The 23,874-nt window shown below is 65.6% G+C and carries 28 protein-coding genes; 22 read left to right on the forward strand and 6 right to left on the reverse strand.

Annotated features, from left to right (window positions below; translation table 11 throughout):
- The first annotated feature begins 153 nt into the window (after window positions 1–153).
- The 3 genes from gcvA to ACUDP5_RS08290 all read left to right on the forward strand — a co-directional run bounded on the left by gcvA (window position 154) and on the right by ACUDP5_RS08290 (window position 3,153).
- A complete protein-coding gene (gene gcvA / locus ACUDP5_RS08280) occupies window positions 154–1,074 on the forward strand; it encodes a transcriptional regulator GcvA (protein WP_263914918.1) in 921 nt (306 codons plus the stop codon).
- 12 nt (window positions 1,075–1,086) lie between these two features.
- Window positions 1,087–2,205 carry a tRNA 2-thiouridine(34) synthase MnmA gene (gene mnmA, locus ACUDP5_RS08285; protein ID WP_445658523.1) on the forward strand — a complete coding sequence of 373 codons (1,119 nt, stop codon included), beginning with the start codon at window positions 1,087–1,089 and terminating at the stop codon, window positions 2,203–2,205.
- Between the two features lie 126 nt (window positions 2,206–2,331).
- Entirely contained in the window at window positions 2,332–3,153 is an 822-nt protein-coding gene (locus tag ACUDP5_RS08290) for a sulfite exporter TauE/SafE family protein (RefSeq protein WP_263914920.1), read from the forward strand.
- 94 nt (window positions 3,154–3,247) lie between these two features.
- On the opposite strand, the gene ACUDP5_RS08295 is transcribed toward ACUDP5_RS08290, so the two are convergent.
- On the reverse strand, window positions 3,248–3,859 hold the full coding sequence (locus tag ACUDP5_RS08295) for a glutathione S-transferase (RefSeq protein WP_263914921.1): 612 nt from the start codon (window positions 3,857–3,859) through the stop codon (window positions 3,248–3,250).
- A gap of 161 nt (window positions 3,860–4,020) precedes the next feature.
- Between ACUDP5_RS08295 and purB the strand changes: the two genes are divergently transcribed.
- Together purB and ACUDP5_RS08305 are read left to right on the forward strand one after the other, a co-directional pair.
- Window positions 4,021–5,397 (forward strand): adenylosuccinate lyase, encoded by a 1,377-nt coding sequence (purB, locus tag ACUDP5_RS08300; RefSeq protein ID WP_175193969.1) that lies wholly within the window; start codon window positions 4,021–4,023, stop codon window positions 5,395–5,397.
- 57 nt (window positions 5,398–5,454) lie between these two features.
- Window positions 5,455–5,913 (forward strand): c-type cytochrome, encoded by a 459-nt coding sequence (locus ACUDP5_RS08305; RefSeq protein WP_263914923.1) that lies wholly within the window; start codon window positions 5,455–5,457, stop codon window positions 5,911–5,913.
- Window positions 5,914–6,051: 138 nt separating this feature from the next.
- Here the strand turns inward: ACUDP5_RS08305 and ACUDP5_RS08310 are convergent, their stop codons facing one another.
- From ACUDP5_RS08310 to ACUDP5_RS08320, 3 genes are all read right to left on the reverse strand, one after another.
- Window positions 6,052–6,744: a cytochrome b/b6 domain-containing protein gene (locus ACUDP5_RS08310; RefSeq protein WP_263914924.1), complete on the reverse strand. Its 693-nt coding sequence runs from the start codon at window positions 6,742–6,744 to the stop codon at window positions 6,052–6,054.
- Between the two features lie 163 nt (window positions 6,745–6,907).
- Complete coding sequence (locus ACUDP5_RS08315) at window positions 6,908–7,189, reverse strand: hypothetical protein (RefSeq protein WP_263914925.1); 282 nt, start codon at window positions 7,187–7,189, stop codon at window positions 6,908–6,910.
- 731 nt (window positions 7,190–7,920) lie between these two features.
- Complete coding sequence (locus tag ACUDP5_RS08320) at window positions 7,921–8,280, reverse strand: hypothetical protein (RefSeq protein WP_263914926.1); 360 nt, start codon at window positions 8,278–8,280, stop codon at window positions 7,921–7,923.
- 110 nt (window positions 8,281–8,390) lie between these two features.
- On the opposite strand from ACUDP5_RS08320, the gene ACUDP5_RS08325 reads away from it, so the two are divergent.
- The 4 genes from ACUDP5_RS08325 to ACUDP5_RS08340 all read left to right on the forward strand — a co-directional run bounded on the left by ACUDP5_RS08325 (window position 8,391) and on the right by ACUDP5_RS08340 (window position 11,363).
- Entirely contained in the window at window positions 8,391–8,906 is a 516-nt protein-coding gene (locus ACUDP5_RS08325) for a GNAT family N-acetyltransferase (protein ID WP_445658524.1), read from the forward strand.
- Window positions 8,907–9,050: 144 nt separating this feature from the next.
- Window positions 9,051–9,755 (forward strand): DUF3053 domain-containing protein, encoded by a 705-nt coding sequence (locus tag ACUDP5_RS08330; RefSeq protein WP_263914928.1) that lies wholly within the window; start codon window positions 9,051–9,053, stop codon window positions 9,753–9,755.
- 101 nt (window positions 9,756–9,856) lie between these two features.
- Entirely contained in the window at window positions 9,857–10,975 is a 1,119-nt protein-coding gene (locus tag ACUDP5_RS08335; RefSeq protein ID WP_263914929.1) for an AI-2E family transporter, read from the forward strand.
- Between the two features lie 163 nt (window positions 10,976–11,138).
- Window positions 11,139–11,363 (forward strand): hypothetical protein, encoded by a 225-nt coding sequence (locus ACUDP5_RS08340; RefSeq protein ID WP_445658525.1) that lies wholly within the window; start codon window positions 11,139–11,141, stop codon window positions 11,361–11,363.
- A 74-nt stretch (window positions 11,364–11,437) separates the two neighbouring features.
- Here the strand turns inward: ACUDP5_RS08340 and ACUDP5_RS08345 are convergent, their stop codons facing one another.
- Window positions 11,438–13,252 (reverse strand): DUF4153 domain-containing protein, encoded by a 1,815-nt coding sequence (locus tag ACUDP5_RS08345; RefSeq protein WP_445658526.1) that lies wholly within the window; start codon window positions 13,250–13,252, stop codon window positions 11,438–11,440.
- Window positions 13,253–13,257: 5 nt separating this feature from the next.
- The gene (locus ACUDP5_RS08350; RefSeq protein ID WP_263914932.1) at window positions 13,258–14,019 is read right to left on the reverse strand and encodes a S24 family peptidase; all 762 of its coding nucleotides are present in this window, start codon (window positions 14,017–14,019) and stop codon (window positions 13,258–13,260) included.
- 199 nt (window positions 14,020–14,218) lie between these two features.
- Here ACUDP5_RS08350 and ACUDP5_RS08355 point away from each other — a divergent pair, with 199 nt between their 5' ends.
- From ACUDP5_RS08355 to ACUDP5_RS08415, 13 genes are all read left to right on the forward strand, one after another.
- Window positions 14,219–14,476: a hypothetical protein gene (locus ACUDP5_RS08355; protein ID WP_263914933.1), complete on the forward strand. Its 258-nt coding sequence runs from the start codon at window positions 14,219–14,221 to the stop codon at window positions 14,474–14,476.
- A gap of 269 nt (window positions 14,477–14,745) precedes the next feature.
- Complete coding sequence (locus ACUDP5_RS08360; RefSeq protein WP_263914934.1) at window positions 14,746–15,339, forward strand: phage neck terminator protein; 594 nt, start codon at window positions 14,746–14,748, stop codon at window positions 15,337–15,339.
- Between the two features lie 10 nt (window positions 15,340–15,349).
- Window positions 15,350–16,825 carry a DUF3383 domain-containing protein gene (locus ACUDP5_RS08365; RefSeq protein WP_263914935.1) on the forward strand — a complete coding sequence of 492 codons (1,476 nt, stop codon included), beginning with the start codon at window positions 15,350–15,352 and terminating at the stop codon, window positions 16,823–16,825.
- Between the two features lie 13 nt (window positions 16,826–16,838).
- Window positions 16,839–17,279: a phage protein gene (locus tag ACUDP5_RS08370; protein ID WP_445658527.1), complete on the forward strand. Its 441-nt coding sequence runs from the start codon at window positions 16,839–16,841 to the stop codon at window positions 17,277–17,279.
- Window positions 17,280–17,282: 3 nt separating this feature from the next.
- The gene (locus ACUDP5_RS08375; RefSeq protein ID WP_445658528.1) at window positions 17,283–17,732 is read left to right on the forward strand and encodes a phage tail assembly chaperone; all 450 of its coding nucleotides are present in this window, start codon (window positions 17,283–17,285) and stop codon (window positions 17,730–17,732) included.
- A gap of 26 nt (window positions 17,733–17,758) precedes the next feature.
- Entirely contained in the window at window positions 17,759–17,917 is a 159-nt protein-coding gene (locus tag ACUDP5_RS08380) for a DUF6889 family protein (RefSeq protein ID WP_445658529.1), read from the forward strand.
- On the forward strand, window positions 17,910–19,586 hold the full coding sequence (locus ACUDP5_RS08385) for a phage tail protein (RefSeq protein ID WP_445658530.1): 1,677 nt from the start codon (window positions 17,910–17,912) through the stop codon (window positions 19,584–19,586). Before ACUDP5_RS08380 ends, ACUDP5_RS08385 begins: the two co-directional genes overlap by 8 nt.
- The gene (locus ACUDP5_RS08390; RefSeq protein ID WP_445658531.1) at window positions 19,583–20,182 is read left to right on the forward strand and encodes a phage baseplate protein; all 600 of its coding nucleotides are present in this window, start codon (window positions 19,583–19,585) and stop codon (window positions 20,180–20,182) included. Before ACUDP5_RS08385 ends, ACUDP5_RS08390 begins: the two co-directional genes overlap by 4 nt.
- A gap of 9 nt (window positions 20,183–20,191) precedes the next feature.
- On the forward strand, window positions 20,192–20,491 hold the full coding sequence (locus tag ACUDP5_RS08395; protein ID WP_445658532.1) for a phage baseplate plug family protein: 300 nt from the start codon (window positions 20,192–20,194) through the stop codon (window positions 20,489–20,491).
- Window position 20,492: 1 nt separating this feature from the next.
- Window positions 20,493–21,539, forward strand: coding sequence for a phage protein (locus ACUDP5_RS08400; RefSeq protein WP_445658533.1), 1,047 nt, complete (start codon window positions 20,493–20,495; stop codon window positions 21,537–21,539).
- A gap of 50 nt (window positions 21,540–21,589) precedes the next feature.
- Complete coding sequence (locus ACUDP5_RS08405) at window positions 21,590–22,333, forward strand: Gp138 family membrane-puncturing spike protein (protein ID WP_445658534.1); 744 nt, start codon at window positions 21,590–21,592, stop codon at window positions 22,331–22,333.
- An 8-nt stretch (window positions 22,334–22,341) separates the two neighbouring features.
- The gene (locus ACUDP5_RS08410) at window positions 22,342–22,695 is read left to right on the forward strand and encodes a hypothetical protein (RefSeq protein WP_445658535.1); all 354 of its coding nucleotides are present in this window, start codon (window positions 22,342–22,344) and stop codon (window positions 22,693–22,695) included.
- A complete protein-coding gene (locus ACUDP5_RS08415; protein ID WP_445658536.1) occupies window positions 22,692–23,873 on the forward strand; it encodes a baseplate J/gp47 family protein in 1,182 nt (393 codons plus the stop codon). Before ACUDP5_RS08410 ends, ACUDP5_RS08415 begins: the two co-directional genes overlap by 4 nt.
- Window position 23,874 lies beyond the last annotated feature (1 nt).

The following is a 23,874-nucleotide window of genomic DNA, read 5'->3' on the forward strand; positions in this document are numbered from 1 at the left end:
GGCAGACGCAAACAGGAAGATTCTTTCGTGCGGGGGCGGTTTGCGCAAACGAAAGTTTCTCCGTAAGCTATGACTTTTTTTCATGCCTCTTTTGCGGCGGGGTTTCTTTTTGTAACTTCGCTCCAGGCGGACCGGGCATGGGAGTTCTGCTACATGAGACGGTTCTGTCCTTCGCTGACCGACCTGCAGGCGTTCGAAGTGGCCGCCAGGCACAGCAGCTTTACCCGCGCCGCCCAGGAATTGTGCGTGACGCAGGGCGCGGTCAGTAAGCAAGTGAAACATCTGGAGGAGTTCGTCGGGGTCGAACTATTCCTGCGGATCAGGCAAGGCCTGGTTCTGACCGAAGCCGGCCGCAGCTACCTGACCAAGGTGCAGGCGGGGCTGGGGCAGATCGAAGCCGCCACCGTCGAACTGATCGCGCACCAGGGGCAGGGCGGCACGCTCAACCTGACCTGTATGCCGACCTTCGGCGCGCGCTGGCTGATCCCGCGCCTCACGGCGTTCATGCGGCTGCGTCCCGACATCCACGTCGAGTTCCTGCCGCACCGCCAGGGCTACGATTTTTCCACCCCCGAACTCGATGCCGCCGTGCGCTTTGGCGAAGGCATCTGGCCCGGCAGCGGCGCCGACTATATTGTGGGCCGCGAAATCCTGCCGGTCTGCAGCCCGCGCCTGATTCCCGGCGGCTGCAGCGCGCCGGAAGACCTGCTGGCCTATCCGCTGCTGCACCATACGTCGGCCCTGGAAGGTTGGCGCGACTGGTTCGAGCAGGCCGGCTGCGATACCCGCCGCAGCCTGGAAGGGGCGCGCTTTGACCAATATGCGCTGCTGTCGCAGGCGGCCGCCGCCGGCTTCGGCGTGGCACTGATCCCGCGCTGCCTGATCGAGGACGAGCTGCGCGACGGCAAGCTGGCGGTCGCCATCCAGCTGCCGATCCGCGCCCGCATGGGGTATTACCTGTGCTATCCCGACCAGAAGGCCAACCTGCCGACCCTGCAGGCGTTCCGCACCTGGCTGATGGAGGTTTCGCGGGCGGCCGAGCCGCAGCCGCAGGAAGCCGCCAGCCCACAGTAAAATGGCCCCATCATGAGTCAAACATCCACCAAGAAAGGCCGCGTTGTCGTCGGCATGTCCGGCGGGGTCGATTCTTCGGTCACCGCCTGGCTGCTCAAGCAGCAAGGCTACGAGGTCGTCGGCCTGTTCATGAAGAACTGGGAAGACGACGACGATTCCGAATACTGTTCCACCCGGCAAGACCTGCTGGACGCGGCCAGCGTGGCCGACCTGGTGGGCGTGGAATTCGAATACGTCAATTTCGCCGCCGAATACAAAGACCGCGTGTTCGCCGAATTCCTGCGCGAGTATTCCGCCGGGCGCACGCCCAATCCGGACGTGCTCTGCAACGCCGAGATCAAGTTCAAGGCCTTCCTCGACCACGCCATGGCGCTGGGCGCCGAGCATATCGCCACGGGTCACTACGCCCGCGTGCGCGAGGTGCCGGTTGACGGCGGCGGCTCGCAGTTCCAGTTGCTCAAGGCGCTGGACGGCTCGAAAGACCAAAGCTATTTCCTGCACCGGCTGAACCAGGCGCAACTGTCGCGCACGCTGTTCCCGCTGGGTGAGATCCACAAGACCGAAGTGCGCCGCATCGCGCACGAGATCGGCCTGCATAACGCGGCCAAAAAGGACTCCACCGGCATCTGCTTCATCGGCGAGCGCCCCTTCCGCGAATTCCTGAACCGCTATCTGCCTACCGAGCCCGGGCCGATCCTGACGCCCGAGGGCCAGAAGGTCGGGCGCCACGAGGGCCTGTCTTTCTACACGCTGGGCCAGCGCAAGGGGCTGGGCGTGGGCGGCGTGAAAGGCCGCCAGCGCGAAGACGGCACGGCCGAGGCCTGGTACGTGGCGCGCAAGGATCTCGAACGCAACATCCTCTATGTGGTGCAGGGGCATGATCATCCCTGGCTGCTGTCCGGTTCGCTGCGGGCGCAGGATGCCAGCTGGGTGGCCGGGCATCCGCCCGCGGCGGGGGGCTACGGCGCCAAGACGCGCTACCGCCAGGCCGACGCCGCTTGCCGCCTGAGCCAGGCCGACGGCGACGCCTTCGTCCTGGATTTCACCGAACCCCAGTGGGCCGTCACGCCCGGGCAATCGGCCGTGCTTTACGATGGCGATGTCTGCCTGGGCGGTGGCATCATCGTGTAGACGTCACTGGGGCCATGCGGGCCCCGATGCGGCACAGGCAGGTTTCAGCCAGGCCCCGCGGGCGTCGCGCCCCCGGGGCCTGGTACATGGTAGAACGACAAAAAAATCGACAACGAGGAGAGGGATGTGGATGTAACGATGGTGGTGTGCCTGTTGGTGCTGGGTGGCGTGACGGGCTTTCTGGCGGGGTTGCTGGGCATCGGCGGGGGCATGGTGCTGGTGCCGTTCCTGACCATGTTGTTTGCCTGGAAGGGCATGGCGCCCGACCTGGTGGTGCATGCGGCGATTGCCACCTCGATGACCTCGATCCTGTTTACCTCCATTTCCAGCGTCCGGGCGCACCAGCAGAAGGGCACGATCAAGTGGGGCATCGTCTGGGCGATGGCGCCCGGCATCATCATCGGCGGCCTGCTGTCAGGCGGCGCGGTGTTCGCCGCGCTCAGCACCTTCTGGCTGTCGCTGTTCTTTGCGCTGTTCGTCGGCTATTCCGGCTGGAGCATGCTGCGCAACAAGAAGCCCAAGCCCAGCCGCCAGATGCCCGGCGTCGCCGGCACCAGCGCGGCGGGCGCCGGCATCGGCTTCCTGTCGGGGCTGGTGGGAGCAGGCGGGGGTTTCCTGTCGGTGCCCTTCATGGTCTGGTGCAACGTGGCCCTGCACAACGCGGTGTCCACGTCGGCCGCGCTGGGGTTTCCCATTGCGCTCGCCAACAGCGCCGGCTACATCGTGTCGGGGCTGAACGAGGCCGCCAGCCGGCCGGGCATGCTGGGCTTCATCTATTGGCCGGCGCTGTTGGCGCTGGTGTGCACCAGCGTGTTGACGGCGCCGCTGGGCGCGCGCATGGCGCACCGGCTGCCGGTTGCAACCCTGAAGCGGGTGTTCGCGTGCCTGCTGTTCGCGCTGGCGGCATACATGCTGTCCAAGGCCTGGCAAACCTACGCGGCGGGCTAGGCCCTGCTGGATGTCCGGCGCCCCCGGGCGCCGGACGTGAAACCGGCCGCGCGAGGCGGCCGGAGCGGTTCAGGCAAGTGGCGGCAAGGCCGCGTCAGGCTGTCTTGGGAACCGTGTCCACGAACGATTGGCGCTGCGACAGCTTGTCGTACAGGCGCGCCAGGTTGGGCTGGCTGGCACGCCAGTCGAGTTCGGCAAAGCGCAGGTCCAGGTAGCCCAGCGCGCAGCCCACGGCGATATCGGCCAGGCTGTAGTTGATGCCCATGCAGTGGGCGTTGTCGCCCAGGCTCTTGTTCATGGCGTCCAGGCTGGCGCTGATCTTGCCGTACTGGCGTTCGATCCATTCAGGGCTGCGCTGCGCCTCGGGGCGCTGCTTTTCCTTGACGATCGTGACGCAGGCGTCGAGCACGCCATCGGCGATGGCTTCCCAGCATTTGACGGCCGCACGGTCGCGGCCCGGCTGTGGAATCAGGCGGGCAACGGGCGACAGGGTGTCCAGGTACTCGACGATGACGCGCGAGTCGAACAGGGCGCCGCCATCTTCCATGACCAGGCAGGGCACCTTGCCCAGCGGGTTGTACGTTTGGATCTGCGTGTCGGCGGACCAGACGTTTTCGAGTTCAAGCCGGTAATCCAGCTTTTTCTCGGCCATGACGATACGCACTTTGCGCACGTATGGACTGGTAAGCGAGCCGATCAGTTTCATGGATTTACAAGCGGAGTCGGAAAGCGGCCGAAGTATAGCAGGCCGCATGACGGTCAAACCGTCCGCAGGACGGAATCCCGTTCAGTTTGCCACAATGTTGCGCGGCCCTGAATGATAAAATCGCTGGGTTTTCCCATCCGCAGCTTTTTCTTTCCCAGACCATGCAAATCGCCGACCAGCTTAGCCAACTTAATGCCCTTTCGCCACTGGATGGCCGATACGCCTCCCGCGGCGACGCGCTGCGCGGGCTGCTTTCCGAGGCCGGTTTCATGGCCCACCGCGTCGAAGTCGAGGTCGCCTGGCTGGTGGCGCTGTCCGATGCCGGCCTGCCCGAGCTGCCCGCTTTCTCGCAAGCCGCCCGCGACCGCCTGCAGCAACTGGTGCGCGACTTCTCCGAAGCCGACGCCGCCCGCATCAAGGACATCGAACGCGTCACGAACCACGACGTCAAGGCGGTGGAATACTGGCTCAAGGAAAAGGTTGCCGACGACGCCGAACTGGCGCGCGCGGCCGAATTCATCCATTTCGCCTGCACCTCCGAAGACATCAACAACACCTCGCACGCGCTGATGCTGTCGCGCGCCCGCAGCGAAGTGGTGCTGCCGCGCCTGCGTGAAATCGCCGCCAAGCTCAACGACATGGCGGTGGCCCAGGCCGACCAGCCCATGCTGTCGCGCACCCACGGCCAGCCCGCCAGCCCCACCACGCTGGGCAAGGAATTCGCCAACGTCGCCGCGCGCCTGAACCGCGCCATCGCTGCCGTCGAAGCGGTCGAACCGCTGGCCAAGCTCAACGGCGCCACCGGCAACTACAACGCCCACCTGTCGGCCTACCCCGAAATCGACTGGCCCGCCTTCAGCCAGCGCGTGCTGGCCGGCCTGGGCCTGACGCAAAACCGCCACACCATCCAGATCGAACCGCACGACTGGATGTCGGCGCTGTTCGACGCCGTGGTGCGCGCCAACATCATCGTGCTCGACCTGGACCGCGACATCTGGGGCTATGTGGCCCTGGGCTACTTCAAGCAGCGGCTGAAGGACGGCGAAGTGGGCTCGTCCACCATGCCGCACAAGGTCAACCCGATCGACTTCGAAAACTCCGAAGGCAACCTGGGCCTGGCCAACGCCGTGCTGCGTCACCTGTCCGACAAGCTGCCGATCTCCCGCTGGCAGCGCGACCTGACCGATTCCACCGTGCTGCGCAACCTGGGCGTCGGCCTGGGTTATTGCCTGGTGGCGTGGGATGCCTGCATGCGCGGCCTGGGCAAGCTGGAAGTGAACGTGGCGGCCATCGACGCCGATATCGACGCCTGCTGGGAAGTGCTGGCTGAGCCCGTGCAGACGGTCATGCGCCGCTACGGCCTGCCGCAACCCTACGAACAGCTCAAGGCCTTGACGCGCGGCAAGGGCATTACCGAAGAGGCCCTGCGAGAATTCATCCAGGGCCTGGCGCTGCCTGACGAGCCCAAGGCCCGCCTGCTGGCGATGACCCCGCGTTCGTACATCGGTCTGGCTGCGGAGCTGGCCCGGGCGGTATAGTCGCCTTGCCGCGCGCCCGGGCGCGCGGCATTCTTGTTGTCCTCACGGGAGATTGCAATGAAGAAGTTGTCCACGCTCGCTGCGCTGGCCTGTATGACCGTCGGGCCGCTGCTGGCGACGTCCGCCCATGCGCAGTTCGCCAAGCCTGAAGATGCCGTCAAGTACCGCCAGTCGGCCTTGACCCTGATGGCCTCGCACTTTGGCCGCATGACGCCGGTGATCAAGGGCCAGGCGCCTTACGATGCCGCCCAGATCAAGGCCAACGTCGAAGTGCTCAAGACGCTGTCGGCGCTGCCCTGGACCGCCTTTGGCGCCGGCACGGAAGGCGGCGATGCCCGCCCGGAAATCTGGAGCGACGCCGCTGGCTTCAAGCAGAAGCAGCAGGCCTTCCAGGACAACATCGTCAAGCTGTCGGCCGCCGCTGATGCCGGCGACCTGGACAAGCTGCGTGCCGCCTTCGGCGACGTAGGCGCCAGCTGCAAGGCCTGCCACGATTCGTACCGCAAGAAGAAGTAAAGCCGCCTGGCCCCCCGCGCTGCGGGAGGCAGGCAAGCGACAGCCCCTCGGCGGCATGCTGAGGGGCTTTCTTTTTGTGCGATACCTGGAGGGAGGCGGGGCCCTCGCGACCTGGCGGCGGCAGGCTTCCCGTGGGGGCTACGAGAACGACATGTCCGCTGCGATTTCCAGCGACCGGATCCACAGCACCAGCGCGGTGACGCAGGCGCCCAGGATCAACGCGCGCAGCCATACGGCCAATCCATCCTGCGTGGGCGGCGTGCCGGGCGGCACGTCCTTGGGGTCGACATTGCCGGTGACGATGGCACGCACCAGGCGCTTGCGGCGCACCAGGGCGTACCAGGCCACGGCCAGCAGATGCAGCGCGACCAGGCCGATGATGACCCATTCATTGAGTTTGTGCCACGAGGTCAGCAGGCTGGAGGTGGCCTCGCTGACATGGCCGAACAGCGGGCCCTGCGTCATGATGTCGTCGGTCGTGAACAGGCCGCTGACGGCCTGGAACCCGATGACCAGCAGCAGCGCCAGTACCGACAGGGCGCCCAGCGGATTATGGCCGGCAGGCGCGGCGGCGCCCTGGAGGTAGCGCGCCACGGCGCGTGGTCCGCGCACGAACTGCATGAAGCGCGCATAGCGCGGGCCCACGAAGCCCCACAGCACGCGAAAGATGATCAGGCCCAGCGCCGTACAGCCAAAGCGCACATGCCAGTCCATGTACAGTCCGCCCATCTTGACGCTGATGAAGGCGCCGACGATACAGACGACCAGTGCCCAGTGAAAGAGGCGGGTGGGAAGGTCCCAGATGCGGATTGCCGACCGGTTGTTTTGCATGAAGCTCTCGCCAAGACTGCGTTGCTCGCGACTTTATCATGCACAAATGAAGCCGCCGCGGCCTGGGCCGCGGCGGATTTGATAGGGACCGACGGGGCGGGCCCCTGTCAGGCTGGCTCGGTCAGCGCCGAGGGGGGGGCGCTGCCGATAGCCGGTAACCTGATCAACGTGCGGCGCGGCGCACCGGTTCGATGCGATGCACGTGCTCGTGGCGAAAGCGAATGCGCTGGCCGGGGGCCTTTTGCGCAGGCGCTCCGCAAGGCACGACTTCCGTGGTGTACGTGGTCGTGCCATCGATCGGCGCGTTGAAGATCACGGTGGCGCGGATGGCCGGGCCGTTCGCCGGTTGCAGGTAAACGATGTCGCCGATATGGATCGGCATGTGGTCCAGCTTGGTATGAGCCGGGCGTCGGATCAGGTCCGAGGTAGTGAAACGAGTATTCATGGTGTGTTCTCTTTCAAGTTCTTGTTATGGGAAATGCTGCGCAGCGCACGCCGCGTAGACCGGACGAGAGTGCTGTAACACGTCGCGTACTGTCCGCGTGCCGAGTCATGCATGACACTAACGCATAACCGCTGCCGATCCTTTGCGCATTCTCATGGTTTTGCGTGCGCGCGGGTTGGCTGCGGGTTGCGGCTCCAGGCATCGGCCTGGGGCTCGCTGCCAGAACGTTGGCGGGCTGAATGGATGGCGGGCCGGGTTCTGGCGTGCGGCTGCTTTGGGATGCGGCCGCGAAATAGGGTGATTCGAACTGCTGTGCAATCTTGCCGGACTGGGCGGCGCAATCTTTACAACGCGATTTGGCATGCGGTCAGGCTTGCCGAGTGCCATATCGTCGCAGCAGTTTGCTGTGCTGCGGTTTGTATTTGGCTTGCTGTCTATTGACTTGCAGGTCTGCGCTTTTAGGGTTATCTGTCGCAGAGCCTGGGTAAGTCAATGTTCTGAGTGCGCCCCAGGTTTTCGGGTACGTCCTCAAGGGGTGCCAGGGGTTGCTGGGTTGCTTTTATTTGCCCTGGCTGGTCGAGTCGAATCAACGTTTTATAGGTGTTTTGGTCGACTCAACTAACGACTATAGCGCGGACGTTGCGACTTTGCAAGGCTTTTTTGCGGGGGCAGGGGCAGGGGGGGCTGCCGGTATCCCCATAGCCCCTCTTTTCCCCTTGGCCGGTCCGGGATCAATGCGTGGCAGGGCGCGCCTGGCGTTGCGCTTCGATGATCAGGCCTTCCAGGCGCGGCGACATGCGCAGGGCCACCTGGGCGGCCGTCGAGCCGTCGGGGCGGGTTTCGGTTTCCAGCGCCAGCTCGACGCGCTCGCCGTCAAAGGCATCGGGGGCCGCCTGGATCTGCACGTAGCGATTGAGCAGGGCATCCACGGCCTTTTGTGCGTCGGCCAGGGCTTCCTGGCCCAGCTTGTCCGGCCCCAGGTACTGATTGGCGACGCGCGCCAGGTCGTTCATGAAGAACAGCAGCGCGGCGGCGCCGTGGCAATCGGGATGCGCAAAGCCCCAGCTGGTGGGGGAAGTGTCTTGGGTCATGTCAGTGCAACGGCAAAAAGTGACGGGCGGCCGAGCGGCGCTGGCCGGCAGGCCGCCATTTTAGGCGATGGGGCATGCAGGTCCGCCGCGTCAGGCATACTTGTCGCCCCATGATCAGACTTGCCATATCCTCGGACCTGGGTGTCTTGCCCGATATCGAACGTTCCGCCGCCGGCCGGTTCCTGGGCACGCCCATGGCCTGGGCCAGTTCGGGCGACCCGTTGCCTCCCGCGGTGCTGGCGCAGGCCATGGCCGACGGCCTGCTCTGGGTTGCACTGGACGAGACGGGCCGGCCCGCGGGTTTCGCGCTGGCCCGGCCGCTGGACGCCGACCTGTTCCTGGCTGAAATGTCGGTCGCGCTGCCCCATCAGGGCCGCGGCCTGGGTCGGGCGCTGCTGCAGGCGGTGATCGACCACGCAGCGGCGGCATGCACCTTCCACGGCGTAGTGCTGACGACCGACCGTGAGCTGCCCTGGAATGGCCCGTTCTATCGCCGCGCCGGCTTTGTCGAGGTGCCCGTCGAACAGCAGGGGCCGTCATTGCGCGCGCAGTTGCGCCATGAGGCCGATGCGGGGTTCGATCCGGCACGGCGCTGCGCGATGCGTTTGTCCGTGTCGGCGCATTGACGCGAGGAAACCCGCCCCTGTGTCAACTCGATTCGATGGCAACAAATTCCGCCCGAGCGCGGCGCGAGACGAGCGCTTCGGGATAATCTGCCCGAGGGGCCGGGCTTGCGCCCCCGGCCCATGTGTTACGCAAGGAGGATAGGCATGGCATTGTTGCGGATGTGCCTGGCGGGCATGGCGGCGGCGTCGATACTGGCGTTGGCGGCGTGTGGCAACCGCGAGCCCGAGCAACGCGCAGCCTTCATCCAACTGCTGCAAAGCCGTATCGATGCGGGCACCCTGGTGCCCATCGGCGCGCTGAGCGACACCGAAAAAGATGCCGTGGGCGGCTACGACGACGCCTATGCGGTGATTACCAGTTTCCAGGCCTCCATGGCCAAGGCGGCCGCGCCGCTGCGCCAGGTGCTGGCGGCAGAGACCCTCCGCTCGGTGGGCGACATCCTGCAACGGCGGCAAGCTTTCGAGGCGGCCCGCAAGACGCTGGCCGACAGTGCCGGCGACCTGCAAGCGGCCCGCGCCAAGGCGGACCGGGCCCGCAGCGGCCTGGCCCTGCCACCGGATCTGGCGCCTGTCTATGACGGAGTCTACGACGAGGCGGTCACTGCGCCTGCCGCCGAACTGATGCAGGCCGCCGGCATCATGGATGGCGTGGCGCGCGATGCCTTGGGCATTGCCGATTTCGTTGCCGCCAACGCCGCGGACATCACGCTCGACGACGACCAGGCCAAGGTTGCCACCCCGTCCCTGCAGCAGGCGTTGAACCAGCGCTTGCTGGCCCTGAATGCGCGTTCCGTCGCCTTGGAGCAGGCGCGTGCCACCATTCAGCGCGCCGCGGGCGGCAATTCCTGAGCGCCGGTTACGGTCCGTGAACCCGGGTGGCGCGCGGGCTGGCTAGGGCGGGCCTTTGTACAATGCGGGTCTCGCGGCGCATGCCGCGCCTTGGACGGAACATGAGTCAATCTTCCAGTTTGCACTACAGAACCTTCCTGCTTTTGCTGGCGGTCGTTTCCATCGCGTTCGGCTGGCTGCTCTGGCCGTTCTATGGCGCGGTGTTCTGGGGCGCTATCCTGGCCATCCTGTTCGCGCCGCTGCAACGCCGCCTGGTGGCCCGCATCGGCGGACGTCGCAACCTGGCCGCCCTGATCACGTTGCTGCTGGTGCTGTTCCTGGTGATCCTGCCGCTGGTCGTCATCAGCGGATCGCTGGTGAACGAAGGCGCCAACCTCTACCAGGGGATCAAGTCCGGACAGTTGAATTTCGGCGCCTATTTCCAGCAGGCCATGGCTGCGCTGCCGCCTTCCGTGCATGATCTGCTGGCGCGTTTTGACCTGGCCGACATTCCCAGCCTGCAGGAAAAACTCAGCGCCGGGGCGATGCAGGCCAGCCAGTTCCTGGCCACGCAGGCCTTGAGCATCGGCCAGGATACGTTCCAGTTCGTGATCAGCTTCGGCATCATGCTGTACCTGCTGTTCTTCCTGCTGCGCGATGGTCCGCAACTGGGTCAGCGCATCAAGCGCGCTATGCCCTTGAGCCACGCGCACAAGCAGCATCTGTTCCGCAAGTTCACCACGGTGGTGCGCGCCACGGTCAAGGGCAACATCGCGGTGGCGGCGTCCCAGGGCCTGCTGGGTGGCATCATCTTTTCCATCCTGGGCATTCAGGGGGCGCTGCTGTGGGGCGTCATCATGGGCTTTCTGTCGCTGTTGCCCGCGGTGGGCGCCGGCCTGATCTGGGCGCCCGTGGCGATCTACTTCCTGCTGACCGGCGCCACCGTCAAGGGCGTGGTCCTGATCGCGTTCGGGGTGCTGGTGATCGGCATGGTCGACAACGTGCTGCGTCCCATCCTGGTGGGCAAGGACACCAAGATGCCCGACTACGTGGTGCTGATCTCGACCTTGGGCGGCATGGCGTTGTTCGGTCTGAACGGCTTCGTGATCGGCCCGCTGATCGCGGCGCTGTTCATGGCCAGCTGGGACTTGTTCTCGCCGCCCGACGAAGCGGTCATCGAGCCTGTCGAGCCGCGGCCCCCATTGCCTGCCGACGAGGCAGGACCCGCCAAGACCCGGTAGCCGATCGCGCGGATTGCCTGTCGTCAATCCGCCGTCAGCCTGCCGGGTGTAAGGTGTAATGCAGAGCCGGCCCGCGGGGCCGGCCTGATCGGTATGTCAACCTCGATGCCGGCCTCTGCGGCACTTGCCGATGCCGGCCTCGCTTACCTGGAGCGCGTCGGACATGGATTGGAAGCTGCACAAATCGGGCTGGATCGAAGAACGCAACTTCGATATCGAATTCGCCGAAACCCCCGAGGGCTATCACGCCCGCGTGCGGGTCTTTGGTTTTCCTGTGTTGGAAGACACCAAGAATGTCTTTCCGAACGAAGCGCTGGCGGAAAAGGGCGCGCTGACGCTGCTCAAGAGCCAGTTCACGGGCACGCCGGACCTGGAAGACAAGCCCTGAGGACCGGTCCCAGGCGTTGATGGCGCTGGGCGGCCGCAGGCGCTGGCGCTGCGGCAGGTGCCCATGGTCAATCTTCAGTGCAACGGCAAGCGCCGCCCGCCGACAATCAGGTCGCGATCCGTGCGGGGCTGGGTACTGACCTGGCCCTGTGCCAGCGCATTGCCGATATCGTTGGGCTGGCGGTCTTCGGTCCAGCGCTGTGACTGGGCGCCAACCCTGCGCCACGTGCCGTCCGGGTCTTGTGTGTAGGTGATGAATTCTTCGTAGCCGTCCGCCTCGGTGAACGTGCGCGGCGGCACATACAGCACCAGGTCGTTGGCGCCCGCGCCCGTGACGTCGGCGTGGATCAGCCAGCAACGCCGGTGTGCCGCGGCGGCGTCTTTCGAGGCGGCCTGGTCGGCGCTGATGCAGTTGCTGGTTTGGAACGGGGCAGAAAGCGTGGCGGCGGCCCACCAGCCCTCGGGCACCGCACTGCCTGCGGGGTACACATTGAAGGTGGGCATGGCGGGAGACTTGGCGATTCTTGAGCCCGTGCGTCGCGGGTCACCCCAGTCGTAATAGTTGCCTTTCAGGGCCAGCTCGGCGGCGATGGCGATCTCGGGGCTTTGCGCCTGGGCGGCGCCGTCGGCCAGGCGCTGCAATGCATGGCGGCCGTAGTCGCCGTGGTCGCGTGCCATGGACAAATAGCGGAAATCACCCGGTGGCACCCGGCCGTCGACCAGGCGTTGGATCTGGCTGTCGACGGTGAGCCGGTCGGGGCTGAGCAGCGGCGTCTGGACCGCCGCCAACATGGCCAGGGCGCAAAGCGCGGCCGCAATGTTGGTCGCGCCCAAGATGGCGTGAAATCGTCGGGGCGCCCAGGCCGCCAGGGCATAGCCTGCCGCGTAGACGACCAGCAAGGCCGCCAGATAGATGCCCCACACGCGGGGCGTGGTCCAGCCGTATTGCTGCACCCGCACCGCCAAGCCGTACAGGGCGACCAGCGCCAACGGCAGCAGGCCGATCGCCGCCACTCGCAACACCGCCCGCAACCGAGGCCCGAAGGGGGGCGCATCGGGGCTGTCTTGCCAGGCCGAATTGATCAGCTTGATCCACAGGGCACTGAAGGCGATCAGCGCACCGGCGGACAGGGCCCCGGCCTGCAGATCCAGCGTCAGGCGGGCAGCCAGCGCCAGCACGAAGGCGATGCCGATCAGCGCCACCAGCGGCAACAACCACGCCGTGAGCGTGAGCCATGAGCGTTGCAGGGTATCCGCCAACTGCGGGCGGCGGCGCACGGCCGCCAGGCACAGGGCCAGCACCAGCGGCATCACGGTCAGGGTGAACCAGATGGACTGGACAAGGTCGTCGACCATGATGATGCCGATCATGCGGAACATCTGGCCCGTCGCCCAGAACAGCAACGACACCGCCAGCGCCAAGCCGCCGGCCAGCGCCAGCGTCACCGTGTTGCGCCACGCCGCGCGAAAGACCGCCGGGTAGTTCCAATGGGGGGCGGTCGGGTCCAGCGCCTGCACCAGCGGCAGCAGCAGGAAGGCGCTGCTCGCTGTGACCAAGGTGGCCACGGCACGCAGGCCGGTGCTGTCGCCGTCGACCGGCAATGGGCCCAGCAGCGTCGTCAGGCTATAGGCATGCAGTGCGGGCAGAACCACGCCGAAGGCGAGCAGGGCCGCCAGCCAACGCCTGGCCGAAGGCGTGCCGGCCAGCAGGGCGCCGGCCAGCGGCACCAGCCACGCGAATTGAATGGCAAACATCGTGGCGTAGGTGCTGCGCCACGGCCAAACGTGGTGTTTCAGCGCCGCATGCAGCGCCAGCGCACCCAGCGCGCCGAGCACGCCGTAGAGCAGGATGGTTCTTTCGGCGGGCGACAGGCGGGAGAGTTGGGGCATGGGGGTCAGAAGTCCTCGCTGCGCCAGACCTTCAGTACGCGGCCGAAGACCTCGAAATCCATGCCTTCGGTGATGTCCCAGGCGTCGTACTTGGTGTTTTCGGATTTCGCCCGGACCACCAGGCCGGTGGCGGTGGGAATGCGCTGCAGCCGCTTGATGAAGCCTTCGCTGCCGACGCGGAAGAAATAGATGGCGTCGTATTCGACGGCCTGCACGCCCCGGTCGACGATCAGGGGGTCGCCCGGGTTGAACATGGGGCGCATGGAGTCGCCGAAACCGGTGACGATGCACAGGTTCTTCGAGGCGGAAAAGCCCCGGACATTCTTTTGCAGCCATTCAGGGCTGACGTTCCAGCTTTGAATGACGCCTGGCTGGTCACGCAGTTCCAGGCCATTACCCATTGCGCCTCCGGTATCGAACTGGGCGATGAGGACGTTGTCGAGGTTCGGTCTGCCCAGCCGTGCATGGTCGAAAGAAACGAGCCGGCCTGACGGCTCGTCCGGCATGGCATCGGGAGAGATTTCGCGCCAGAGGTCGGGGTGGGGAAGATCCATCCAGTGTGCGGACTGGCCCAGGCCCATGGAGAGCTTGGCGGCCAGGGCGTCGCCGACCTTGCGCGGGTTCTTGTCCCGCTTGCCTTGGAATCCTTGAAGGATCTGGTCGAGGTATTTGCGACTGACGCCGGCGCGTTCGGCCAGGCGGTCTACGCCCCCGGCCTCGTGCACGGCGTACTTGAGGTTGTTCAGTCGGATCGATCGGATGTCCATGGTAGCGATAGTAGCAATCCGCTACCCGAAAGTACAGTAGCGATTCGCTGTTGACTTCATGGTAGCGACTCGCTACCATGAATTGCAACTCCACGACAGTCGGGCTGGCCGCAAGCCGACGCAGGAGGACCACAACCGGCATAAACCTGGAACAAGGATGACGAGGCATGGCATTTGGTTTTGAACGGGGGGCGTCCCGATGAAATACGCCAAGGAAGTCCTGGAAACGATGTCCGCCCACCCCGGCCGCCCATGGCGCATGGCCGAACTGGTGCGCGGGGCGTCCGGTGCGCGTGAACTGTCGCGCCGCGAACGCAATGCAATGCGCCAGGCGATATTGCGTGTGCTGGAAACCCTGCACGACGGGGGGCAGGTGGCGCGCATCGAACACGCCCGCAATTCGCTTGCCTATGTCTGGAGTGAAGTGCGACACGCGGAGGATTGCGCCCACGCCTGACCTTGCTGCACAATTCGTTCATGCCGTCGCGCTTTGCGCCGACGGCCCCAAACAAGGCCCGCCCAGTGCGGGCCTTATTTATGAGAGGGTACGTACGTCCGGCCAACACGTCGGCAAGTGCTCTTTGCAGTCTCCCTGACCAGGCTCGCCATCGGCGGGCCTTTTTCATTTGCGCGCCCCGCGTTCTCGCCGAGAACGCGGGGCGTTTTGCTTGGCGCTGCCTTCAGGGAGCATGGCGCCTTGATCCGACCACATCGAAGGAGCGACGCATGGCGAACAGTTCGGCCACCGGCGGCTACCTGGCGCCCCTGGCCCTTTCCCCGCCCCTGGAGGACGCCGAACTCGAGGCGCTGTTCCAGGGGTTCATTGCCGGCGTGTCCGGCCTGCCTCTCAACCTGGTTCGTACACGCTGGCCTGCCGCCGGCGTGGAACCACCCGCGCAAACCGATACCTGGTGCCTGATGGACATCCGGTCGCAGCGCGCGGATGCCGGTCCGGTCGTGGCACACGACCCGGCCGGAGAAGGATCTGATTCATACGTTCGGCACGAAGACATCGAGGTGCTTTGCTCGATGTTCGGGCCGCGCGCCCTGCGCCACGCGGCGCAGTTGCGCGACGGCGCCGCCGTGCCGCAGAACCGCGAGCCCTTGCAGGCGCAAGGCATCGCGATCAGCGGCGCGGGGCCGATCCTGGCCCAGCACGAACTCGTGAATCAGCAGTGGATACGGCAGTTCGACATGACCTTGCGCTTTGCGCGGCAGGTCATCCGCAGCTATCCGGTCCTGAATCTTCTGTCGGCGCAAGTCACGACGCATGCCGCGTCGCTGTCCACGACAGACAACACCAACCACCTTGCAGATTAAGGGATTTACCATGGCTAATGGATTGCCGGTATCACGCCTGATCAACGTTACGATCAATATGTCGCCGCTGGCGGCGCAGGGCGCGAGCCTGAACACCGCCCTGTTGCTGGGCTCGTCCGCGGTCATCGACACCGGCGAGCGCATGCGCGCTTATGGCGGCATCGACGCCGTGGCTGCCGACTTCGGCACCACCGCACCCGAATACCGCGCGGCCCTGTTGTACTTCCAGCAGACGCCCCAGCCTTCGCAGCTGTACATCGGCCGTTGGGCCAAGGGCGCGACGTCGGCGACGCTGCGCGGCGCCGTGCTGTCGGCGGCTGAAAAACAACTGTCCGCCTGGACCGCGGTCACCGCGGGTGGCTTCGCGCTGACGGTCGACGGCACCGCCAAGTCGGTCAGCGGCCTGGACTTCTCGGGCGTCACCAACCTGAACGGCGTGGCCTCGATCATCTCGACCGCGCTGGTGTCCGCCTCGGTGCTGTGGAACGGCTCGCAATTCGTCGTGACCTCGAACACCTCGGGCACCTCGTCGACGTTGGGCTACGCGTCGGCACCCGCTACCGGCACCGACATCTCGTCGATGCTGGGCCTGACCGCCGCCCAGGCCTCGTCCCCCGTCGCGGGTATCGTCGCCGAGACGCCGGTGGACGCCGTGGCGCTGTTCCTGGACCGCTTCGCCAACAAGTTCCTGGGTCTGGCCTTTGCCGATGCCGAACTGACGAGCGCGCAGCACCTGGCGGTGGCCGGCCTGATCGAGGCCGACCAGCGTCACCTGTACGGTGTGTCGACCCAGTCGCCCCAGGTGCTGGACCCGACCCACCACGACGACATCGCCAGCCAGTTGAAGGCGCTGAAGTACAAGTACACGATCGTGCAGTTCTCCAGCGCCAATCCGTACGCGGTGGCGTCGCTGCTGGGCCGCATGCTGACGGTGAACTTCAACGCCAACAACACCACGATCACGCTGATGTACAAGCAGGAGCCCGGCATCGTCGCCGAGACCCTGACCAGCAGCCAGGCCGACACGCTGGCCGCCAAGAACTGCAACGTCTTTGTCAATTATGACAACGACACGGCCATCATCCAGTACGGCGTGACGCCCAGCGGCATCTTCATCGACTCGGTCTACAACGCGATCTGGTTCCGCAACCGCGTGCAGACCGACGTCTACAACCTGCTCTACACCAGCCCCACCAAGGTGCCGCAGACCGACGCCGGCAACCAGCTGATCGCCTCGGTGATCGAAGCCGCGTGCGAGGCCGCGGTGAACAACGGCTACCTGGCCCCGGGCGTGTGGAACTCGGCCGGCTTCGGTGCGTTGAAGCAGGGCGACACGCTGTCCAAGGGCTACTACGTCTACGCACCGGCCATCGCCACCCAGTCCCAGGCCGACCGCGAAGCGCGCAAGGCCGTTCCGTTCCAGGTCGCCGCCAAGGAAGCCGGCGCCATTCACACCGTCGACGTTCTGGTCACGGTCAACCGCTAAACAGGAGTAGCAGATGTCTACCTATTCGTTCGCTGATATCAGCGCCAGCCTCATCGGCCCGGGCGGCGCGATTTCGCTGGGTTCCGGCTCGGGCGTTGCCGACGAAGGCATCGCCATCGTCGCCAAGGGTGAAAAGAGCGCCATGACGGTCGGCGCCGACGGGGAAGTGATGCACACGCTGCGCGCCGACAAGAGCGGCACCGTGACGCTGAGCTATCTGAAGACCTCGCCGGTCAACGCCCAGCTGCAGGCCCTGTACGACGCGCAGTCGCTGGACAGCCGCCTGTGGGGCAAGAACCTGATCACGGTCACCAACCCGTCCACGGGCGACGTGACGGCTTGCCGCTCGTGCGCCTTCAGCAAGAAGCCCGATCTTTCCTACAAGAAAGACGGCGACGTGGTGAAGTGGACGTTCGACGCCGCGAAGATCGACACGATCCTGGGGACCTATTAAGCCATGGCATTGGAAATCGATCTGAACGGCCACCGGTACTCCATTGGAAAACTGAGCGCCAAGCAGCAGTTCCATGTGTCGCGCCGCATCGCTCCGATCGTTCCTACGCTGATCCCCGTGTTCGCCCGCCTCGCGGCGGGCGGCCGCGGAATCATCGAGGATCCGGGCGGCATGGCCGATGTCCTGCAGCCGCTGGCCGATGGCCTGGCAGGCATGAAGGACGAAGACGCCGATTACGTCCTGGACACCTGCATGCAGGTTGTCCAGCGCAAGCAGGAGCATGGCTGGACCAGCATCTGGTCGGCCAGCCAACGGGTGCCGATGTTTCAGGACATCGACCTGGGCGTCATGCTGCCGCTGATGTTGCGGGTCATCGTCGGAAGCCTCGGGCCTTTTATACAAGGGCTGCTTACCAGCCAGACCGGCAGCCCCGAGGCGACACAGGCTGGCTGAAGAGCCTGCCCGGTGGCGAGGATTGGTTGCTGGCGCCGGTCCTTGAGGGACTCTGCAAGTACGAGTCCCTCAAGGACGGCTCCCTGGACCTGGCCGACATCGCGCTTCTGAACGACGCGCTGTCGGTCCGGGCAGACAACAAGGCGGAAGCGCATCGCCGCCACATGGCAGAAAGAAATGGCTAATACCTCAGGGTCCGCGACCGCGGGCCAGATTTTCACATTCAAACTCGACAAGGATGACCTCAACGACCTCAAGCAGACGATCGGCGATTCGCGCAAGCAAAGCCTTGCGGACGCCCTTGCCGTGTTTGCGGACCGTGCGAAGAGCGTCATCGGTTTCGCCGAGAACAAGATCGCCGAGTTCGAGAAGGGCTACCTGAACGCGCAGCTGGCCGGCACCTCGTCCAAGGACATGCGGGCGCTGGAGGGCGTGTCACAGGAATTCGGCGTGTCCGCCGAGGCCGTGCGTGCCAGCGTCCAGGCCCTGCATCGCAATGCTCGCGACGATCCGCAGGCCGCCGCGCTGCTGGAAAAGCTGTACATCTCGGCGAGCGATGGCGCGGGCGGACAGCGCGACAGCATCGATCTCATCCAGGAACTGGGCGACGCGCTCAAGAACCTGACGTCACAGCAGGCGAGCGATGCGGGCAACAAGCTGGGCATGGACCCGCAGCTCATGGAAGCCATGCGCAGCCCGGGCTTCGGGCAGCAACTGTCTGTCATGCGCGATAGCCTGGAAGACAGCAAGATTGAAGCGGCCGGCGAGCGTGCTCACCGGATAATGAAGTCGGTGCGGGATATCGGCCTTTCCGTGGATGAGATGTTCGCGCAGGCGCTGCTGACCATGGCGGACCGGCTGGAGCCGATGCTCCAGAGTATATCGGCCTGGTTCAAGGAAAACGGCGCCGAAGCGGGCAAGCGGCTGGGCGAGATCGGCAATCTCGTGCTGACCGTGATGTCGCTGTTCGGCCCCCTGATCTCGGCGCTTACCTGGCTGGACGGAGCGACGGGGGGACTCAGTTCCGAGATCATGTTGCTGGTCGGCGGCTTCCTGCTGCTGGGCGGCGGCGGCGTGGTGGGCGCTCTCATGAGCCTGTTTTCCTCCTTGGGAAGTATCAGGGGAGTCGTGGGCGCGCTGGGCCCTCGGCTGGCGTCGATGGCCGGCACGATCGGCTCGGCCGTCAGCCGCGCCTGGTCGACGGTCTCCGGCGCGGCGTCGAGCATGTTCGGCAGCGTGATGGCTCAGGGCCGCGCGGTGATGACCCAACTCGGCGGTTGGGCCGGCTCGCTCTGGTCCTCGGTGGGGGGCCTGGCGACGCGCGGCGTCGCGGCCGCCGCCAATGGCATGAAGGCCATTGGCGAAACGGCGATGCAGTGGGGCCAGTCGTTTCTGGCATCGGCGGGTTCCTGGCTTGGCCGGCTGGTCGACGGCGCCAAGGCGCTGGGCCGTGGCACGGTGGCGTTGGCGCCTCGCTTGGCCGGCGGCGCGGGCCTGCTGCTCTATCCCAGTTCGCTGGGGGACGATCAGAAGTTGCTGCGCGAGATAGAGAGCAATCAGGCGAAAGGCCTGCCTGGCCCGGGCTTTACCCAGGTTCCTGGCAGTGTCCTGCCGCCGGCGCTTGAGGGCACTCAGGTCGCGCCTTGGCGCGACTACCAGCCTGGATTCGTCACCGGCGCGGCAGCCGGCGTAGCGGCCGGCCAGCAAAGCGGCGGGCCCGTGTCGGTCAACGCCACCACCAACGTCTATGTCAACGGGTCGATCGACCCGCTGGCGACCGGCCAGGCGGTGGCCAGTCAACAGGACCGGGTCAATGCGGACCTGACCCGCAACCTGCAGGGGAATCACAAATGAGCGAATTGAACTTTGCAGGCTCGGACATGGTGGGCCTGATGTCGAAAAAAATCGGCGACATCGTGGTGCAGGCGACGTTGAGCGAGACCTATGACGACTCGCTCAAGATCACCAGCCATCCGGTGGAATCCGGCCCCTACGGCAAGTCCGCGATCAGCGACCACTCCTACAAGATGCCGTTGGGCCTGACCATGAAATGCGGCTGGAGCAACGCCTCGTATGAGGCATTGCTGGGCGCGCAGGCCATGGACGTGACCAACGGCAAGGCGGCCGCCGATGACTACGCCACGGCGGTGTATTCGCAGTTGCTGAGCCTGCAGGAATCGCGTGAACCGATCGAGGTGGTGTCGAGCCGCCGCCGCTACAGCAGCATGTTGATCGAGAAGCTGGCGGTCGAACATAGCAAAGACACGTCTGGCGCCGTGGTGGTGACGGTGACGTTCCGCGAAGTCATCGTGGCGCAGACCCGCAGCACGTCCTTGCCTCCCTATGCCAATCAGAAGGAGAAGGACAAGACCGCGGATACGCAGCGCCTAGGCACGAAATCGTCCAAGCCCGCAGCGCCGCCCAGCGGCGGATCGCTGCACTGGACCTAGGAGATACGCATGAACTACTTCGAGATACCCGTGTCGCCGATTCCGCAGGTCTTCGCCATTTCGCTGGGCGGCGATGACTACCGGCTGACGCTGCAGTACCGCGACGGCTGGATCCTGGATGTGGCCGACGACCTGGGCAAGCCGTTGGTATCCGGCATTCCGCTCGTGACCGGCCTGAACCTTCTGGCGCAGTACCGCCACCTGGGGTTTGCCGGCGGCCTGCGCGTGGCGGGCGCGGAATCGCCGGACGACGTGCCGACCTTCAATGACCTCGGACGCGGCGCCAAGCTCTATTGGGTGGCGGACTGACATGGCCGACATATCGACAATGGAGCCGATCACCGCCTATGGTGATCCCGTGGATGAGGGCGACGGCGTGCGCCAATGGGGCCGGAAAGCGTCGCTGATCGTGGGCGACGAAGAAGCCCTGGACCTGTCCGAACTGAGCTTCAGTTTCGACATCAGGCGCAATGACGCCAAGTCGCCCAATACCGCCACCATCAAGGTGATGAACGCCAGCCGGGAAACCGCCAGCATGGTGCAACGGGAGTTCACCCGGGTGGTGGTGCAGGCAGGATACCAGGGCAACTACGGCGTGATCTTCCACGGCAACGTGGTGCGGGCCAAATGGGGCAGATCGGGTGACACCGAGACGGTCCTGGACATCACCGCCGCCGACGGCGACAAAGCCTACAACTTTGCCGTCATCAATGCGACCGTGCCGAAAGGCAGCACGCAGGGCGACAAAGTGCAGCTGCTGTGCTCGGCGATGAACCCCTACGGCGTCAAGCAAGGCTATGTGCCCGACCTGGGCGGCAAGATCTCGATCCGCGGGGCGGTCATGGCCGGCATGGCCCGCGACTACCTGCAGGACGTCTGCGGCAGTTCCAACACGCTATGGAGCATCCAGGACGGCAAGGTGGTGGTGGTGCCCGACACGGCCTACGTGCCCGGTTCCGTGCCGGTGGTGTCCCACGAGACCGGTCTGATCGGCATGCCCGAACAGACGGAGAAGGGCATCAAGGCACGGATGCTGCTGAACCCCAGCATCCGCGTGGGCGGCTTGATCCATCTGGACAACAGCCGCATCGCCGAATACGGCTTCCAAGCCAAGACCGGTGCGAAGGCCGGCGGCGGCAAGGATGCCGCGGCCGAGGCCGATCGCAGCGAACAGCGGCGCATCAGCAGCGATGGCTATTACTACGTGATGGAAGTGGCGCACCGCGGCAATACCCGTGACAACGATTGGTACACGGACGTGTTGTGCATTGCCACCGACGCCACCTTGTACCCGGGAGATCTGGGGCGGGCAAGCGCGGACGGCGGCGGGGGCAAGCCCGCCGAAGTCGTCAAGTAGCTGGCGGCCGTGTCCGCAGCGGGTCCGGCTCTATTTTTGCAGGATGATCCATGAATCGACTTGAAACTTTGAACGACCCGGAAACGGTGTTCACCAGCGCCATGCGTGGCGCGCTGGCGCAAACCTGGACCGCGATGCCGGCGATCATCGGTGAATTCGATCCGGTGGCGATGACATGCACGGCGCAGCCGGCAATCCGGGCACGCGTGACCACGCCCGAGGGGCAGCAGCAGAACCTCAAGCTGCCGTTGCTGGTGGACTGCCCGGTGTATTTCCCGTCGGGCGGCAATTGCACGCTGACCTTTCCGATCCAGCCAGGCGACGAATGTCTGGTGGTGTTTGCGTCCCGCTGTATCGACGCCTGGTGGCAATCCGGCCAGGTGCAGGACCAGGCCGAGATGCGGATGCACGACCTGTCCGACGGCTTCGTCTATGTGGGCGTGCGCTCCCAGCCTCGGGTGTTGCCCGCGGTCAGCACCACGACCACGCAGCTGCGCAGCGATGACGGTTCCACGTTCGTGGAGCTGGACCCCGCCGCCGGCAAAGTGAAGATCGTGGCGCCCGGCGGCTTTGATGTGGTTGCACCCATGTCCGAGTTTTCCGGGCAGGTGCTGGTCAATGGCCTGCTCAGCTACGTAGCGGGGCTGGTGGGCAGTGGCGGCGAGGGCAACGCCGCCCAGATCACCGGCGTGCTGAATGTGATCGGCCAGATCCTGGCCAACGGCAAGCGGGTGGACGACACCCATACCCATACCGCTCAAGGCGCCAACGCGGTGACTACGCCGCCTAACTGAGGATTCCTATGCGTTACCGAAAACTGGACGCCGACGGCGACTATTCCTTCGGCTCGCGCCAGGCCGACTTTCTGCGCGATACGGCCCAGACCGTCGCCCAGGCCGTGCAGACACGGCTGCAGCTATCGCGCGGCGAGTGGTTCCTGGATGTCACCGAAGGCACGCCCTGGAATAGCGAGGTGCTGGGCAAGCAGCCCAGGGCCAGCTACGACTGGGCGATCCGCCAGCGCATCCTGGGCACGCCCGGGGTGACGGCGCTAACTGACTATTCGAGCCGGCTCGACCCGCAGACCCGCGGCTTGAGCGTCACGGCATCCATCTCAACCCTTTATGGCACGGCCACCGTGCAGGCGGCATTATGACGATTCTCTCAACGGCCCCGGTGATCGACGCCGCGGGCATCCGTGCGCCGACCTACGGGGAGGTGCTGCAGTACTTCAAGGATCAGTACCGGAACATCTACGGCGCGGACACCTACCTGGAAGCCGACAGCCAAGACGGCCAGTTGCTGGCGGTGTTTGCCATGGCCATCCATGAGGCCAACACCGCGGCGGTCACGGTCTACAACGCTTTTTCGCCCGCCACCGCGTCCAACGCGGCGCTGTCGAGCAACGTCAAGATCAACGGTCTGGTCCGCGGGGCGGCTACGCGCTCGTCCGTGGACCTGCGCATCGTGGGGCAGGGCGGCGTCACGATTGTCGATGGCGTGGCGACCGATGCCAATCGCGGCCGCTGGCAGTTGCCGGCCAGCGTCACCATTCCGCCCGGCGGCGAGATTACGGTGACGGCCTACAGCCAGACGCTGGGCGCCGTGACGGCCCCGGCCGGTGCCATCAACCAGATCGGCACGCCGACGTTGGGCTGGCAATCGGTCACCAACCCGGCCGCCGCGGCGCCGGGTGCGCCGATCGAGAGCGATGCCGCCTTGCGGGTGCGCCAGGCCGTCTCGGTGGCGTTGCCCTCGCGCAGCGTGCTGGAAGGCACCATCGGCGCGGTGGCGTCGGTGCCGGGCGTGCTGCGTCATGCCGCCTACGAGAATGATGCGCCGGTGGCGGATGCCCATGGCTTGCCTGCGCACAGCATCGCGCTGGTGGTCGACGGCGGCGATGCCGCCCTTATCGCGCAGGCGATTGCCGGCAAGAAGACGCCGGGAACGGGCACGCATGGCACCACCACCGTCGTGGTCACTGATATCTACGGCATCGCCCATCCCATCCGGTTCTTCCGGCCGGTGATCGTGCCGGTGACGGTCGATATCCAGATGCGGGCGCTGCCGGGGTACACCACGGCGATCGGGCAGGCGGTCCGGCAGGCTGTCGCGGACTACATCAATGCGGTCGCCATCGGCGGCGGCGCCAGCGCGTCGGTGGAATGGGCGGACGCCATCTCGGCTGCCAATGGCGTGGCGGGCAGCGGCACGTTCAAGATCTCGGGCCTGACTTTGCGCGGACCCGCCGGCAATGGCGTGCCCGACGTGGCGCTGGCCTTCAACCAGGCCGCGGCGGCCACGCCGGACAACGTGACTCTCACGGTGATCTGAC

This window comes from Achromobacter sp. NCFB-sbj8-Ac1-l (assembly GCF_052695805.1).

What these genes read in the sequence shown, in the direction of transcription:
- gcvA (WP_263914918.1), top strand. Translation starts at nt 154, where the DNA reads ATGAGACGGTTCTGTCCTTCGCTGACCGACCTGCAGGCGTTCGAAGTG.
- mnmA (WP_445658523.1), top strand. Translation starts at nt 1,087, where the DNA reads ATGAGTCAAACATCCACCAAGAAAGGCCGCGTTGTCGTCGGCATGTCC.
- ACUDP5_RS08295 (WP_263914921.1), bottom strand. Translation starts at nt 3,859, where the DNA reads ATGAAACTGATCGGCTCGCTTACCAGTCCATACGTGCGCAAAGTGCGT.
- purB (WP_175193969.1), top strand. Translation starts at nt 4,021, where the DNA reads ATGCAAATCGCCGACCAGCTTAGCCAACTTAATGCCCTTTCGCCACTG.
- ACUDP5_RS08305 (WP_263914923.1), top strand. Translation starts at nt 5,455, where the DNA reads ATGAAGAAGTTGTCCACGCTCGCTGCGCTGGCCTGTATGACCGTCGGG.
- ACUDP5_RS08310 (WP_263914924.1), bottom strand. Translation starts at nt 6,744, where the DNA reads ATGCAAAACAACCGGTCGGCAATCCGCATCTGGGACCTTCCCACCCGC.
- ACUDP5_RS08315 (WP_263914925.1), bottom strand. Translation starts at nt 7,189, where the DNA reads ATGAATACTCGTTTCACTACCTCGGACCTGATCCGACGCCCGGCTCAT.
- ACUDP5_RS08320 (WP_263914926.1), bottom strand. Translation starts at nt 8,280, where the DNA reads ATGACCCAAGACACTTCCCCCACCAGCTGGGGCTTTGCGCATCCCGAT.
- ACUDP5_RS08325 (WP_445658524.1), top strand. Translation starts at nt 8,391, where the DNA reads ATGATCAGACTTGCCATATCCTCGGACCTGGGTGTCTTGCCCGATATC.
- ACUDP5_RS08330 (WP_263914928.1), top strand. Translation starts at nt 9,051, where the DNA reads ATGGCATTGTTGCGGATGTGCCTGGCGGGCATGGCGGCGGCGTCGATA.
- ACUDP5_RS08335 (WP_263914929.1), top strand. Translation starts at nt 9,857, where the DNA reads ATGAGTCAATCTTCCAGTTTGCACTACAGAACCTTCCTGCTTTTGCTG.
- ACUDP5_RS08340 (WP_445658525.1), top strand. Translation starts at nt 11,139, where the DNA reads ATGGATTGGAAGCTGCACAAATCGGGCTGGATCGAAGAACGCAACTTC.
- ACUDP5_RS08345 (WP_445658526.1), bottom strand. Translation starts at nt 13,252, where the DNA reads ATGCCCCAACTCTCCCGCCTGTCGCCCGCCGAAAGAACCATCCTGCTC.
- ACUDP5_RS08350 (WP_263914932.1), bottom strand. Translation starts at nt 14,019, where the DNA reads ATGGACATCCGATCGATCCGACTGAACAACCTCAAGTACGCCGTGCAC.
- ACUDP5_RS08355 (WP_263914933.1), top strand. Translation starts at nt 14,219, where the DNA reads ATGAAATACGCCAAGGAAGTCCTGGAAACGATGTCCGCCCACCCCGGC.
- ACUDP5_RS08360 (WP_263914934.1), top strand. Translation starts at nt 14,746, where the DNA reads ATGGCGAACAGTTCGGCCACCGGCGGCTACCTGGCGCCCCTGGCCCTT.
- ACUDP5_RS08365 (WP_263914935.1), top strand. Translation starts at nt 15,350, where the DNA reads ATGGCTAATGGATTGCCGGTATCACGCCTGATCAACGTTACGATCAAT.
- ACUDP5_RS08370 (WP_445658527.1), top strand. Translation starts at nt 16,839, where the DNA reads ATGTCTACCTATTCGTTCGCTGATATCAGCGCCAGCCTCATCGGCCCG.
- ACUDP5_RS08375 (WP_445658528.1), top strand. Translation starts at nt 17,283, where the DNA reads ATGGCATTGGAAATCGATCTGAACGGCCACCGGTACTCCATTGGAAAA.
- ACUDP5_RS08385 (WP_445658530.1), top strand. Translation starts at nt 17,910, where the DNA reads ATGGCTAATACCTCAGGGTCCGCGACCGCGGGCCAGATTTTCACATTC.
- ACUDP5_RS08390 (WP_445658531.1), top strand. Translation starts at nt 19,583, where the DNA reads ATGAGCGAATTGAACTTTGCAGGCTCGGACATGGTGGGCCTGATGTCG.
- ACUDP5_RS08395 (WP_445658532.1), top strand. Translation starts at nt 20,192, where the DNA reads ATGAACTACTTCGAGATACCCGTGTCGCCGATTCCGCAGGTCTTCGCC.
- ACUDP5_RS08400 (WP_445658533.1), top strand. Translation starts at nt 20,493, where the DNA reads ATGGCCGACATATCGACAATGGAGCCGATCACCGCCTATGGTGATCCC.
- ACUDP5_RS08405 (WP_445658534.1), top strand. Translation starts at nt 21,590, where the DNA reads ATGAATCGACTTGAAACTTTGAACGACCCGGAAACGGTGTTCACCAGC.
- ACUDP5_RS08410 (WP_445658535.1), top strand. Translation starts at nt 22,342, where the DNA reads ATGCGTTACCGAAAACTGGACGCCGACGGCGACTATTCCTTCGGCTCG.
- ACUDP5_RS08415 (WP_445658536.1), top strand. Translation starts at nt 22,692, where the DNA reads ATGACGATTCTCTCAACGGCCCCGGTGATCGACGCCGCGGGCATCCGT.